The 13173-nt window shown below is 62.8% G+C and carries 11 protein-coding genes and 3 pseudogenes; all 14 read left to right on the top strand.

All coding sequences use genetic code 11. The annotated features are described in order from the left end of the window. Positions 1 to 82: 82 nt before the first annotated feature. The gene (locus tag IVB24_RS08635) at positions 83 to 526 is read left to right on the top strand and encodes a hydrogenase accessory protein (protein WP_247774058.1); all 444 of its coding nucleotides are present in this window, start codon (positions 83 to 85) and stop codon (positions 524 to 526) included. Next, entirely contained in the window at positions 523 to 1386 is an 864-nt protein-coding gene (locus tag IVB24_RS08640; protein ID WP_247772642.1) for a hydrogenase expression/formation protein, read from the top strand. The genes IVB24_RS08635 and IVB24_RS08640 overlap by 4 nt, the downstream gene beginning before the upstream one ends. Next, positions 1383 to 1592, top strand: coding sequence for a rubredoxin (locus tag IVB24_RS08645; RefSeq protein ID WP_247772643.1), 210 nt, complete (start codon positions 1383 to 1385; stop codon positions 1590 to 1592). The genes IVB24_RS08640 and IVB24_RS08645 overlap by 4 nt, the downstream gene beginning before the upstream one ends. Further along, positions 1589 to 2104 (top strand): [NiFe]-hydrogenase assembly chaperone HybE, encoded by a 516-nt coding sequence (gene hybE / locus IVB24_RS08650; RefSeq protein ID WP_247772644.1) that lies wholly within the window; start codon positions 1589 to 1591, stop codon positions 2102 to 2104. Before IVB24_RS08645 ends, hybE begins: the two co-directional genes overlap by 4 nt. Next, positions 2101 to 3195 carry a nickel-dependent hydrogenase large subunit gene (locus IVB24_RS08655; RefSeq protein ID WP_247772645.1) on the top strand — a complete coding sequence of 365 codons (1095 nt, stop codon included), beginning with the start codon at positions 2101 to 2103 and terminating at the stop codon, positions 3193 to 3195. Before hybE ends, IVB24_RS08655 begins: the two co-directional genes overlap by 4 nt. Next, positions 3188 to 3529 carry a hydrogenase maturation nickel metallochaperone HypA gene (hypA, locus tag IVB24_RS08660; RefSeq protein WP_247772646.1) on the top strand — a complete coding sequence of 114 codons (342 nt, stop codon included), beginning with the start codon at positions 3188 to 3190 and terminating at the stop codon, positions 3527 to 3529. Before IVB24_RS08655 ends, hypA begins: the two co-directional genes overlap by 8 nt. Further along, the gene (gene hypB / locus IVB24_RS08665; protein ID WP_247772647.1) at positions 3529 to 4419 is read left to right on the top strand and encodes a hydrogenase nickel incorporation protein HypB; all 891 of its coding nucleotides are present in this window, start codon (positions 3529 to 3531) and stop codon (positions 4417 to 4419) included. Before hypA ends, hypB begins: the two co-directional genes overlap by 1 nt. After that, positions 4416 to 6664: pseudogene (hypF, locus tag IVB24_RS08670) on the top strand (carbamoyltransferase HypF). Before hypB ends, hypF begins: the two are co-directional and overlap by 4 nt. Further along, positions 6664 to 6900: a HypC/HybG/HupF family hydrogenase formation chaperone gene (locus tag IVB24_RS08675; protein ID WP_247282131.1), complete on the top strand. Its 237-nt coding sequence runs from the start codon at positions 6664 to 6666 to the stop codon at positions 6898 to 6900. The pseudogene hypF and the gene IVB24_RS08675 overlap by 1 nt, the downstream one beginning before the upstream one ends. Continuing rightward, complete coding sequence (gene hypD, locus IVB24_RS08680; protein WP_247772648.1) at positions 6897 to 8039, top strand: hydrogenase formation protein HypD; 1143 nt, start codon at positions 6897 to 6899, stop codon at positions 8037 to 8039. The genes IVB24_RS08675 and hypD overlap by 4 nt, the downstream gene beginning before the upstream one ends. Further along, on the top strand, positions 8036 to 9076 hold the full coding sequence (gene hypE, locus IVB24_RS08685) for a hydrogenase expression/formation protein HypE (RefSeq protein ID WP_247772649.1): 1041 nt from the start codon (positions 8036 to 8038) through the stop codon (positions 9074 to 9076). Before hypD ends, hypE begins: the two co-directional genes overlap by 4 nt. 306 nt (positions 9077 to 9382) lie before the next feature. After that, positions 9383 to 9781, top strand: a pseudogene (locus IVB24_RS08690) (hypothetical protein); the annotation flags it as partial. Positions 9782 to 9852: 71 nt separating this feature from the next. Beyond that, positions 9853 to 10652 (top strand): annotated as a pseudogene (locus IVB24_RS08695) (aminotransferase class I/II-fold pyridoxal phosphate-dependent enzyme); the annotation flags it as partial. 256 nt (positions 10653 to 10908) lie between these two features. Beyond that, positions 10909 to 11541 carry a dethiobiotin synthase gene (bioD, locus tag IVB24_RS08700; RefSeq protein ID WP_247772650.1) on the top strand — a complete coding sequence of 211 codons (633 nt, stop codon included), beginning with the start codon at positions 10909 to 10911 and terminating at the stop codon, positions 11539 to 11541. Positions 11542 to 13173 lie beyond the last annotated feature (1632 nt).

Below are 13173 nucleotides of genomic sequence, written 5' to 3' on the forward strand. Positions count from 1 at the left end.
AGGAAAGGTGATAACCGTCCTTGGCACGTACCTTGCTGATCGCTGTTCCCAGCAGAATCATAAGCTTGTCAGGGGAGGTCTGATGAAATTACAGCAGCGAAGGCAGGATCTGGCGCGGCGTGGCTTGCCCGAGGTGGATGCTGCGACGGTCGATCGTTTTCTGAATACGACCGACGAGGCCCGCGCCATCGCCGTGTTGCTGTCGGCGGGAGACCCCGCGCGTTTTCCGGAGGCGATCGATGTCGCGGTCGTGCTGCCGGAGCTGATCGAGGCATTCAAGGGTCGGTTGCGTGCCGCGGTGATCGCCCGCGGTGCCGAGAGCGAACTCGGCCACCGTTTTGGCGTGCGCGTGCAGCCGACGCTGATCTTCGTCGCCAACGGCGAGACACTCGAGCTGATCGCGAAGATCCAGGACTGGTCAATCTATGTCGACCGCATCACCAAGCTGATCGACCGTCCGCGCGGCACGAGCGCCGTTGTCATGACAACCATCGTTCCCCAGCACCGCCAGGGTGTTGAACTATGAAAGCGGGTTTCTGGACTGCGCCCGAGGGCGCGGAGCAGCCGATCAACGTGTTTCCGATCGGCGATGAGAGCCTGAACGCGACGGGCGGCAGCCTGACCGCGGCCGGTGCCTTGGCCAAGCTTGCCACGCTCGACAGCGCGGAACTCGCCAGGATCTGCCCGAACGCCATCGAGCTGTTGTCGAAGGTGACCGCAGCGATCGCGAGCCAGAAGGCCGACATGCCGACGCAACTGTTTCGGCTTAGCAATCTCAACGATCTCGAGCGCAAGCTGATTGCCGACGTGATGGGCGAGGGCGAAGCGGCCGCCGTGGTTGCGTTGCCCGATGGATCGTTGGCGCAGATCCAGGAAGCTGTGCTGGCCGGGATCTGGCGCGTGCGGCTCGGGAGCGACGCCAATCACGAATATCTCGAGGTCGGGCCGATCCCGGAGATCGTGAAGCGCGCCGCTGCCGATCTCACGGCTGCGGATTTCGAGATCGGGCAGGCCCCCGAAGGTGCCATGAACGTGCTGCCGGTGCTTGCGGAAATCCGCGAGCGGGCGCTCGCATGGCGGCCGGGCATCCGCTCGCAGATCATCAATTTCACGCTGCTGCCGATGAGCCCGGTCGACATGAGTTTTCTCCAGGACACGATCAAGAACGGGCCGATCCAACTGCTTTCTCGCGGCTACGGTACCTGCCGGGTGCTCTCCACGGGCATCCGCAATGTCTGGTCGGTGCAGTTCTTCAACGCCATGGACACCGTCATCCTCGATACGCTGGAGGTCGGCGGCGTGCCCACGGTGGCGATTGCGGCTGACGAGGACTTCGAGGACTCGGCTGAGCGGCTTCAGGAGATCATCGAGGCCTATTTCAAATGAGCGGGTTCGAGAATTTTGGCCTGCGCCAGGACGTCGCTGATGTCACGCGGCTGGAATGCAGCATCTGCTGGACGGTCTATGATCCCAGCGATGGCGACGGGGTGGCACAGATCGCGCCCGGCACTCCGTTCGCGGCGTTGCCGAAAGACTGGCGCTGCCCGAACTGCGACTCTCCAAAATCCAAGTTCATGGCGCTCCAGTCATGACGGCAGATGCGCAAATTCCTGCCAGCGACGCCAACGCCGAAGCGTGGGGCGAGCTCTTGGCAGGAAGCTATCGGGAGATCGGCGAGCGCGCGATGCGCGATCTGCCGATCTACAACGACGCGCTCGACGTCGAAGCGGTCGGTTTCCGCTGGTTCAACGGCACGACCATCGGCATCATGGTCACGCCCTGGTTCATGAACGTGGTGATCCCGGCGAGCGTGATCGCGCGGGATACTTCGGGCCCGAGCCTGCGAATCCGCTTCCCTGCGGGCGATGTCGAATTCACTGTCAGCGAGGTCGGACAAATGGGCCGGATCGCGAGCTGCTCGCTGTTCTCGCCGATGTTCCAGTTTGCGGACATAGTCGCCGCGCGGGCGACGGCCAAAGCGACCTTCGCCGAACTGATGCTGCCGGCCGACAGCGAGGAGGCGGTCCGTTGTCGCGAGCCCGCAACAAGCCCGATCGACCGGCGTAACTTCCTGCGCGGTGTTCTGACGGAGCGGTGTGGATGAGCCTGGCCTTCCGGAACGAGATCGACATCACGGTGTGGCTCGCCGGCGGCACGATCGCCGACGTGGCGATCCGGCCGCGCAGCCGGCCGCCGTTGACGCGCTTGTTCGCGGGAAAGCTGGCCTCGTCACTGCCATCAGTGCTGCCGCGTCTGTTCTCCCTGTGCTCGATGGCGCATCAGGTAGCTTTCCTGTCCGCGGTCGAGGCGGCGCGGGGTGAGGATGCCGGTCTCCAGATCGAGCGCGGTCGCGTCGTCGCTGTCGTTGCCGAACGCCTGACCGAATTGTTACGCGGCCTGTTTGTTGACCGTCTCACGCTTGACGGCGCCGGCGCCGCAGCGGTTCGTGCCATGATGGAGGCCACGGCCGTTCTGGGTGGCAGCATCGCCGAGCGCGGGGAAGCGGTCTCGCGCCGCGAGGCGGTGGCGAAGATCAGGACATCGCTCACCGCGCTCGGGATCGCGAGCGAGGAGCAAACCCCGCGGGCCGGCAGCGCGCTGGCGGTACATCTTGCGAATTTCGATGGCGATGCCTTGCTGCCGCCGGTCGTCGAACAGTCATTCCTGTCGGCAGCCGACGATCTCGAAATCGTCATGCGGCTGCTTGCCGATGGCGCGATATTCTCCGATGCGCCTGATCTCCACGGCCGGATTCCGGAGACCGGCGTCTGGGCGCGGCGGGTTAGGCGCGAGCCGATCCTGCCGCCGGGCGCGGGGCCCGCCGAGCGTCTGAAGGCGCGGATCGCGGAAGTGGCGCGGCTCTGCGGCTTCCTCGAGGCGGACGATGGGACAGTCGAGGACGGTGTCCTCCAGAGCTACCGGCTGGGGACCGGCAGAGGCGCGGGTGCCGTCGAATGCGCGCGGGGCCGGCTCTATCATGCCGTCGAGCTCGACGATGAAGACCGCATCCTCCGCTTCGAATTCTTGGCGCCGACGGAGTGGAATTTCCATGCCCGCGGTCCGTTGGTTCGTAGCCTCCAGGGCTCCGTTCTCGCCGGGGGCCGGCAGGGGCTGGATGCGGTCCGCGCGCTCGTCGGCTCGTTCGATCCGTGCGTCGGCTTCAGCCTCAGCTTCCGCGAGATCGGCCATGCATGAGATGGCGCTGTGCCAGGGAATCGTCGAGATTATCCAGGAGGAGTCGCGCAAGCACGCCTTCGCTAGGGTGAACGTCGTGTGCCTGGAGATCGGCGCGCTCAGCCATGCTGCGCCTGAGGCGATGAAGTTCTGCTTCGAGGCCGTCGCCGCGCGCACCATTGCGCAAGGAGCAAGGCTCGAGATCGTCGAGACGCCGGGAGCGGCCTGGTGCGTGGCCTGCTCCAAAGGCGTCGAGATCAAGCAGCGCTATGAGCCGTGTCCGTCCTGCGGCAGCTATCAATTGCAGGTGACCGGCGGCGAAGACATGCGCGTGAGGGAACTGGAGGTCGACTGATGTGCACGGTATGCGGTTGCCGCGATGCCAAAGCGTCCACAGAACACACCCATGATCATTCCCATGATCATTCCCATGGGTACGATCATTCGCATCATCATGGGCACAGCGACGACCATCACCATCATCATGATCACGCGCCCGGCGATGGCGGACTGGTCGATTGCAGCGCCAACCCGGCAGGCCAGCAGATCGCCGGCATGAGCAGCGACCGCATCATCCAGGTCGAGCGTGACATTCTCGGCAAGAATAATCGGCTTGCCGCCGACAACCGCGCGCGCTTCCGCACCGACGACCTGCTCGTCTTCAACCTGGTCTCGAGCCCCGGCGCCGGAAAAACCTCGCTTCTGGTTCGCGCCGTGTCCGAGCTGAAGGACAGCTTTCCCATCGGCGTAATCGAAGGCGATCAACAGACCTCCAACGATGCCGAACGGATCCGCTCGACCGGCGTGCCGGCGATCCAGGTCAATACCGGCAAGGGCTGCCATCTCGATGCCGCCATGGTCGGCGCAGCCTATGACCGCTTGCCCTGGCTTAACGGCGGCATCCTCTTCATCGAGAACGTCGGTAATCTCGTCTGTCCCGCGGCGTTCGATCTCGGCGAGGCCTGCAAGATCGTGGTGTTCTCGACCACGGAAGGCGAGGACAAGCCGCTGAAATATCCGGACATGTTCGCAGCCTCCTCTCTGATGCTGATCAACAAGATCGATCTTGCGCCCGTACTCGACTTCGATCTTGCAAGGACGATCGAATATGCGCGCCGGGTCAGTCCGAAGATCGAGGTTTTGACGGTGTCGGCGTGCACCGGTGAGGGTTTTGCGGCATTCTATGCTTGGATTCGTAAGCGAGTTGCACAGATGAAGCCGACCGAGATGGCGGTGTCGGGATGAGCATGAGCGGCGAGGCCATGGCGCGAGACCGAAGACGGCTGCGCCTGCATCTGCGCGGCGCCGTGCAGGGCGTGGGCTTTCGTCCGTACGTCTACGGCCTCGCCGCGCGCTATCGGCTCGGCGGCTTCGTTGCCAATGATCCCGATGGCGTGGTGATCGAGGTCGAGGGCGACCGCGCCGCCGATTTTGTCCATGCGCTCCCGCTGGAAAAACCGCCGCTGGCTCGGATAGACGAGATTTCTGTGCAACCGGTCGGCATCACCGAAAGCGACGAGTTCCACATCCGCGCCAGTGAGCAGGGCAAGGTCTCGACCCGGATCGCCGCCGATGCCGCCACCTGTCCGCAGTGTCTGAGCGAGCTGTTTGATCCGGCGAGCCGCTTCCATCTCTATCCTTTCGTCAACTGCACCCATTGCGGCCCGCGCTACACCATCGCCGAGCGGCTGCCCTATGACCGCGGTACCACCGCGATGAGGCGCTTCGCGATGTGCACGGCCTGCGCAGCAGACTATGCCGATCCGGCGAGCCGTCGCTTCCACGCCGAAGCAATTGCCTGCCCGCGATGTGGGCCAAGGATCAGTCATGGTACCAAACAGATCGCCACTGCGATCGCCGACGGGAGGATCGTCGCGATCAAGGGGCTCGGCGGATATCAATTGCTCTGCAATGCCCGTGAAGATGCTGCCGTGTGGCGTCTGCGGCACCGGAAGCATCGCAACCAGAAGCCGTTCGCCGTCATGGTCGGCTCGGCGGATGTGGTCGGCGAGATCGCTGAAATCGATGCGGTCGCGCTCGCGCTGCTGGAATCCTCGCCGCGGCCCATCGTGCTGATGAGATCCCGCGATATGCTCGCGCCCGGGATTGCGCCGGAGCTGTCGCGGATCGGGGTCATGCTGCCCGTCGCGCCGCTGCATCATCTGGTGCTGAAGGCGCTCAATTCGGGGCATCCGCGAGCGGACGGCGCAAGTTGGGCGATCGTGGCAACCAGCGCCAATCCTGGCGGCGAGCCGCTGGTGATCGTCAATGACGAGGCCAAACGGCGGCTTGCCGGCATCGCCGACCTGATCGTCACGCATGACCGCGATATCGTCACCCGCGCGGACGACTCTGTCGTGTCGGTAGTCGCGGGGCGGGCGCAGTTCATCCGCCGCGCACGCGGCTATATTCCAGAGCCGATTAGGCTCGCGAAGTCGGTCCCGCCGGTGCTTGCGGTCGGCGGCGCGCTGAAGTCGACGGTCACCGTCATCCGCGGCAACGAAGCCTTCGTCTCCCAGCACATTGGCGATCTCGACACCGCGGACGGCATTCGCTTTTTCGAGGAGACCGTGGATCACCTGCTCTCGACGCTGGACATCGACCCAGTCGTCATCGCCCACGACCTGCATCCGAACATGGCCTCGACGCGTTTCGCCGAAGCCAGCGGGAGGCGGCTGATCGCGGTCCAGCATCACCATGCCCATGCGGCATCCGCGATGGCGGAACATGGCGTCGCAGGGCCGGCGTTGGCGCTGGTGCTCGATGGCTTCGGTTATGGCAGCGACGGTGGCAATTGGGGCGGCGAGTTGCTCTCGTGCGATGGTGCACGCTTCCAGCGACTCGGACATCTGGCCCCGATGAAGATGCCGGGTGGCGATCGCGCGACGCGCGAGCCGTGGCGCATGGCTGCGAGCGTGCTGCATGCCCTGCGGCGCGGCGACGCGATTGCGAAGCGCTTTGCGATGCAGCCGCAGGCTGCGCGTCTCTGCGCTATGCTCGACCAACCCGGCATGGCGACGACGACCAGCGCCGGCCGGCTGTTTGACGCGGCGGCGGGGCTGCTTGGTCTTTGTCCGGTGCAGAGTTACGAGGGCGAAGCCGCAATGAAGCTGGAAGCGCGTGTCCGCACACTGCGCCTCGCCGAGGGACGATCGAGAGTGGCGTGCTGTCTCTTTTCCCCTTGCTCGAGCGCCTCGCGGTCGATCCGGTCGATGGGGCCGAGCTCTTCCATGGCACCTTCGCCGCCGCCTGCATCGACTGGATCGCGCGCGCGGCACTGGAGACCAGCGTCACGACTGTCATCCTGAGCGGTGGCTGCTTCCTCAACGCCATCCTCGCAGACGAGATCGGGCGCGGCTGCGTCGCCGCCGGGCTCTCGCCGTTGCTGCCTCGCCAGGTGCCGTCCAATGACGGCGGCCTCAGCCTCGGGCAGGCCTGGGTCGCCGCGCTCCAACTCCTCGAACAGCAAGGCCTGGAGGGAAACGCCTGATGTGTCTCGCGATACCTGCTGAGGTCACAAAGCTCCTGCCCGACGACATGGCCGTCGTCTCGATCGATGGTGTCAGCAAGGAGATCTCGGTGGCGCTGATCGAAAACCTCGCCGTCGGCGACTACGTGATCATCCATGTGGGCTACGCCCTGACCAAGATCAATGCGCAGGAGGCGCAGCGGACGCTGGAGCTGTTGCGTGAAATCGGCGCCGAAAGCCGGGAGGCCGCGCAATGAAATATGCCGACGAGTTTCGCGACAAGGAGATCGCGGTGGGATTGGGGAAGGCGATTCGCTCGGAGGCCGATCCGGAAAAATCCTATCGTTTCATGGAATTTTGCGGCGGCCACACGCATGCAATCTCCCGCTACGGGCTGGAGGACATGCTGCCGAAGAACGTGCGGATGATCCACGGCCCCGGCTGCCCTGTCTGCGTCTTGCCAGCGGGACGCATCGACATGGCGATCCGGCTCGCCGAACGGCCGGACGTGATCCTTTGCATCTACGGCGACCTGATGCGGGTGCCGGGCTCGCAGGGTGCCTCGCTGCTGAAGGCCAAGGCGCGCGGCGCCGACGTCCGTATGGTTTATTCCACGATTGATGCAATCCGTGTTGCGGAAGAAATTCCCGGCCGCTCGGTCGTGTTCTTCGCCATCGGCTTCGAGACCACGACGCCGCCGACCGCCGTGATGATCCGGCTCGCCGAGAAGAAGCAGCTCAAGAACGTCAGCGTGTTCTGCAATCATGTGCTGACGCCGCCGGCGATGCAGAACATCCTGGAAAGCCCCGATATCCGCAATATCGGCCCCGTCGAGATCGACGGCTTCGTCGGGCCGGCCCATGTCTCGACCATCATCGGCACCGAGCCTTACGAGTTCTTTGCCGAAGAATTCGGCAGGCCGGTGGTGATCGCGGGCTTCGAGCCGCTTGACATGATGCAGGCGATCTTGATGCTGGTGCGGCAGGTCAACGAGCACCGACATGAGGTGGAGAACCAGTATAGCCGCGCAGTGACCCGTGACGGCAATCTGCGCGCCAAGGAGGAGGTCTCCGACATCTTCGAGCTGCGCGACCAGTTCGAGTGGCGCGGTCTCGGCCTAGTGCCTTATAGCGGGCTCAAGCTGAAGCGGGCCTACGACAAATACGATGCCGAGGTCCGCTTCGACATGAACGAGCTTCGGGTTGCCGACAATCCGGCCTGTGAATGCGGCGCCATCCTGCGCGGCGTGAAGAAGCCGGTTGACTGCAAGCTGTTCGGCACGGTGTGCACGCCGGAGGCGCCGATGGGGTCCTGCATGGTCTCGTCCGAGGGTGCATGTGCGGCACACTGGACCTACGGCCGCTTCCGCGATCATCAGCAACGGCGGGCCTCATGAAAGCCCATCAGCGCAAGCTCGACATAAGGAACGGCTGCGTCGACCTGTCCCACGGGTCCGGTGGCCGCGCGACGTCGCAACTGATCTCGGGCCTGTTCCACGAGGCCTTCGGAAATGAATGGCTGGCGTGCGGCAACGACCAGTCTGCGTTCGATGTCGGCGCCGGGCGCATGGTGATGACGACCGACGGCTATGTGGTCTTGCCGCTGTTCTTTCCGGGCGGCAATATCGGCTCGCTCGCCGTGCATGGCACGGTCAACGACATCGCCATGGCCGGCGCGCGGCCCCTCTATCTCTCGGCGAGCTTCATCATCGAGGAAGGTTTTCGTTTCTCCGACCTGAAGATGATTGCGGATTCCATGGGCGAAGCCGCGCGAGCTGCGGGCGTCTACATCATCACCGGTGACACGAAGGTCGTCGAGCGCGGCAAGGCCGACGGCCTGTTCATCTCGACCGCCGGGATCGGTGTCGTGCCCGCCGGGCTCGACCTCTCTGCCGGGAATGCCCGCGTCGGCGATCGTGTCCTGATTTCTGGAACGCTCGGGGATCATGGCGTCGCCATCATGTCCAAACGCCAGAACCTCGCTTTTGAGACCGAGATCGTCTCGGATTCCGCGTCGTTGCATGATTTCGTCGCGAGCATGCTGGCGGCCGGCGGCAAGGGCATCCGTTTGATGCGCGATCCCACCCGCGGTGGGCTCGCCGCTACGCTGAACGAGATCGCCCAACAGTCCGGCCTCGGCTTCCGACTTCAGGAGGCGGCAATCCCGGTGAAGCCCGGTGTTGCTGCGGCCTGCGAACTGCTCGGGCTCGATCCGCTCTACGTCGCCAACGAAGGGAAGCTGGCAGCGATTGTGGCGCCCGAGGTTGCAGCAGCCGTGCTTGCGGCGATGCGGATGCACCCGCTCGGCCGTGATGCCGCCGAGATCGGCGAGGCCGTGGCAGACGACCACCATTTCGTGCAGATGGCGACGAGCTTTGGCGGCGGAAGGATCGTCGACTGGCTATCGGGCGAACAATTACCCCGGATCTGTTGAGGCTCAGGATGCGCATTCTGCTTTTGTCGCATTCCTTCAACAACTTGACGCAGCGGCTGCATGTCGAACTCTGCGAGCGTAGCCATGAGGTCTCCGTCGAGCTCGATTTACATCCCGACGTGACCCGCGAAAGCGTTGCGCTGTATCGGCCCGACCTCGTTATCGCGCCGTTCTTGAACGATGTCTGGCGTGGCGTGCGTTGCCTCATCATGCACCCCGGCCCGCCCGGTGACTGCGGTCCTGCGGCTCTCGACTGGGCCATTCTCGAGGGCGTCGCGGAGTGGGGTGTCACGGTGCTGCAGGCGGATGGCGAGTTCGACGCCGGTCCAATCTGGGTGCATCGCACGTTCCCGATGCGGCGTGCCGCGAAGTCCACCATCTACCGCAACGAGGTCACCTCCTACGCGCTGGAGGCGGTGCTCGAGGCCATTGCCGCGATCGAGGCCGGGCACGAGGCGCCCGCGCCAATGGCGAGCGACGATCCGCGCATTTGCGTGCGGGGTGCCCTGCCGGCAAGCGGATCGCGCGATCGACTGGCAGCACGACACATCCGTCGAGGTGCTTCGCAAGATCGACAGCGCCGACGGCATGCCCGGCCTGACCGACAGTCTGTTCTGGCAGGACGTCCGGCTGTTCGATGCGCATCTGGCCCATGGCATCTCCGGCGAACCCGTCACCGTGGTGGCGCAGTGCGACGGTGCGCTGGCCCGGGCGACCGTCGACGGCGCGGTCTGGATCGGCCACGTCCGGAGTGTCGCGCCGAAGAGCTTGAAACTGTCGTGGTCGAAAGTCTCTATAGCAGGGATCGCGATTTCGCGCCGCTCGAAGACCTTGTCGCAATCGCGGACTGACCCGATGCATTCCTGATCGTGGATGAGGCGCATACAGGCGTCTACGGTGAGCAAGGGCGGGAGCTAACCGCGCCTTGTGAGGGGCGCGAAAATCTTCTGGTCGTTCACACCTGTGGCAAGGCGCTCGCTGCCGCCGGCGCGCTTGTCGCTGCATCCGGTGTGCTGCGCAATTTAATGGTCAATCGCTGTCGTCCATTCATCTTCGCCACCGCACCCTCGCCCTTGATGGCCATCGCCGTGCGGACAGCGCTGTCGATCCTGCAGGAGGAGTCCGAGCGTCAGGCATCTGGCCAAGCTCGTCACGTTTACGCATCGGCAGATGCGTAAACCTGGCTGGCAAAGTCCTTCGGGCTCGCAGATTGTGCCCTGTATCGTTGGCGACAATGCCCGCGCAATGCGGCTTGCCTCTGCACTGCAGGCTCGTGGCTTCGATATCCGCTCATCCTGCCGCCAACGGTGCCAGTTGGCACGCTTGTCTACGAATTTCACTGACGCGCAACGTCGCCGAGGAGGATGTGTTTGCAATGCTTGATGCTCTGAGCGAGGAGACGACAAATGAGGCTCAACGAGCCAGCAGATCTGTTGGCGGTTACGGATACAAAATCCGAAGATGGGCTTTTTTTTCCGCAGTGTCGATCGATCGCATGCGCGCGAAATTGCAATCTATTCAGCCTGGCCGCGAAGCAGAGACCAGCGAGCTCGTCGAACGGCTGGGCGATCCCTAGCTTTGATCCTTCCAAACCTCAGATTGTCTCGCGTGCTTTGCTTGAGGAAGCTCGAGATCCGCCTCGCATGAAAAGCTTTGTATTCGACCGATCGGGCGCCGCAATTCGGCAACAAGCGGCCAACATTAGGTAAATTAGGCTCATAGCTCACGCAATAAAGAGCGCGAATTTGGATACTATCCGTCGATTAGGGTGGAGCAAAATGACAGCATTCAATGCTCGATGCGCTCACTGAGAAGACGAGAGGACGCGCTCGATGAGCCAGCGGATCGTGGTGACCGGTACGGGTACTGGAATCGGAAAAACGGTGTTTTCCGCGGGGCTCGCCAATCTCCTTGGCGCCAACTACTGGAAGCCGATTCAGGCCGGCCTCGAAGGAGAGACCGATACTCAGATCGTCGCACGACTGGGTGGTCTTTCGGCCGATCGCCTCGTGCCTGAGCGCTACCGCCTGACAGCGCCTGCTTCGCCCAATCATTCCGCGGAAGTTGACGGAGTTCGCATCGACGCGGACTCGCTCAATGTGCCGGACGCTGCGGAGCGGCCGCTCGTGATCGAGGGCGCCGGCGGGCTAATGGTGCCGCTGAGTGGCGATACGCTCTACATTGATGTCTTTGAGCGATGGCGGCTACCAGTCGTTCTCTGTGCGAGCACAGCGCTTGGCACCATCAATCACACACTGCTCTCGATAGAGGCACTGCGAAAGCGCGAGATCGGCATCCTTGGGATTGCCTTCATTGGCGAAAAAAATGCTGAGGCGCAGATTGCTATTCGCGAGATTGGGCGGGCGCGTTGGCTCGGGCGATTGCCCTGGCTTTCTTCCCTAACCACGGACACGCTGCAGACCGCGTTCAAAGCGTCATTCCGCTGCGATGATTTCATACAATAATCGCCGGTGGCAATCTCACCCATCTTGCCTCTGTCTGATCGAACGCAGACGGGAGCTCCCAAGGCGGGATTCGATCTGCTGCGCATGCTTTTCTGACGAAGGCAGCCGCTTCGGCTTCGCCAAAGCAGCCTTTAAATCGACATCTCACCGACCTCATAGCCAGCGGATATCGGATCTCGCCAGTTAAAAAGGACTGGCGCACCCTGCGCCAGCGATGCAGCTATACGCGCCCTATTGGCTCGATCTGTGATTTACGTCGAGAATGCGGGTCAGAGCGCGGGATTTCACAGTCAAGGCCGTGTTTGTTTGCATCAATTAAGATTCAGGTATCGTTAGGTTCAGCAGTCACGGCGAAGCACTCAAATTGAATGTTCCGGCCGCCAAAGAGCGCGCGTCGGATTCATGCGCGCCGAGAGGCTTGGCATCGTCGTCCCGTAGGTCAGTGCTGCGGTGAAGAAAATGCCGGAGGCACCCACGTAACGTCGACAGGAGGCGAGAAGGCACGATAGCTCTTATCGTTCCCAGCACGGTTCAGTAAAGGTCTGCACAATGTGCGGTCGAAGTTTTGGGCTCGTACGCGACAACGGCTGGCGAACGGCACTTTGCTCCAAGGAATGTGTTGGTTCAGGCTGCGGCGGGACGAAATGGCTTCGTCCGTTGCGGAGGACTTGAGACTGGCGAGATTAGTCCACAAATTGATGATCTGCAGTCGGCCCGTAGGTTCGGTTGCAATCCAGAAGATCGGCGGCATCATAAGCCGGGTCTCGGAAATCTCATCGGCGATCGCGTCTGCAGTTGAGAGCAAGGATTAGCCAGCCACGTAAGGCATTTCCCCGAACGTGCAGCAGGGAGCGTAAGGAAGGCGGCAGTGGCATGCATTGTCGACGTCAAAGCGGCGCAACGCACACCTGTTCGGCTTTAACTAGCTGCTTGCCTTGGCACAGAGGCTGTTCAATGCCAGCGCGAGGCTTTTGAGCTGATAGGTATCGAGGTCGACGACTTTGAAGGTTGCTAAGGCTGCGTCCAAGCTTCCAGAGCCTGGACGTACCGGCCTAGAGTCCGAAATTGATGCAAAGAGCATGCAATTTCAGAGACATGGGTTGGGCGCCGAGACGCACGCCGTAGAACAAAAACCGATCAGGAACCCGCAAAAACCCGAATATAGTGGCGAAAAGTCCCGGAAAAAGTCGCGGACGTTCGCGGCCCGTTCCAGGCGACGAGAGGGTCACTCGCATGAGCGAGCTGATCGCGCTCAACGCGTCATGGCGCATTGTGATGTTGCCGCCCGGCGCCGGGCGGCGGAGTAGGGCAGCATGTCCGGAGTTCGATTTCCCCACGGAGTGTGGTTACATTTCGTGATTGAACCGCTTAACTCTGCCATCGACCAACCTCCATATCTACAAATTATGAGGCGTACGATGTCATCTTCGGAAGAAGACGATCGGCGCGAATTTCTAGAGGCTTGCGGCAGGTTCGCCTCCGTAACACCTCCGGCCATCACAGTGTTGCTTTCGACCTCACTTACTAGCAGCGCAATTGCCAGCTCCGACGGCCGGCGCCGTGTATCCCTAATCACTACCGCTGAGAACCGAAGGCCGCGAGAAGAACCCTCAGAAGCGGCGCAAGAATCCG

The organism is Bradyrhizobium sp. 192 (assembly GCF_023100965.1).
GTDB classification, from domain to species: Bacteria; Pseudomonadota; Alphaproteobacteria; order Rhizobiales; family Xanthobacteraceae; genus Bradyrhizobium; species Bradyrhizobium symbiodeficiens.

Coding starts and splice junctions, on each gene's coding strand:
- bioD (WP_247772650.1), top strand. CDS start 10,909: ATGAGCCAGCGGATCGTGGTGACCGGTACGGGTACTGGAATCGGAAAA.
- hypB (WP_247772647.1), top strand. CDS start 3,529: ATGTGCACGGTATGCGGTTGCCGCGATGCCAAAGCGTCCACAGAACAC.
- hypE (WP_247772649.1), top strand. CDS start 8,036: ATGAAAGCCCATCAGCGCAAGCTCGACATAAGGAACGGCTGCGTCGAC.
- hypA (WP_247772646.1), top strand. CDS start 3,188: ATGCATGAGATGGCGCTGTGCCAGGGAATCGTCGAGATTATCCAGGAG.
- IVB24_RS08645 (WP_247772643.1), top strand. CDS start 1,383: ATGAGCGGGTTCGAGAATTTTGGCCTGCGCCAGGACGTCGCTGATGTC.
- hypD (WP_247772648.1), top strand. CDS start 6,897: ATGAAATATGCCGACGAGTTTCGCGACAAGGAGATCGCGGTGGGATTG.
- IVB24_RS08640 (WP_247772642.1), top strand. CDS start 523: ATGAAAGCGGGTTTCTGGACTGCGCCCGAGGGCGCGGAGCAGCCGATC.
- IVB24_RS08655 (WP_247772645.1), top strand. CDS start 2,101: ATGAGCCTGGCCTTCCGGAACGAGATCGACATCACGGTGTGGCTCGCC.
- IVB24_RS08635 (WP_247774058.1), top strand. CDS start 83: ATGAAATTACAGCAGCGAAGGCAGGATCTGGCGCGGCGTGGCTTGCCC.
- hybE (WP_247772644.1), top strand. CDS start 1,589: ATGACGGCAGATGCGCAAATTCCTGCCAGCGACGCCAACGCCGAAGCG.
- IVB24_RS08675 (WP_247282131.1), top strand. CDS start 6,664: ATGTGTCTCGCGATACCTGCTGAGGTCACAAAGCTCCTGCCCGACGAC.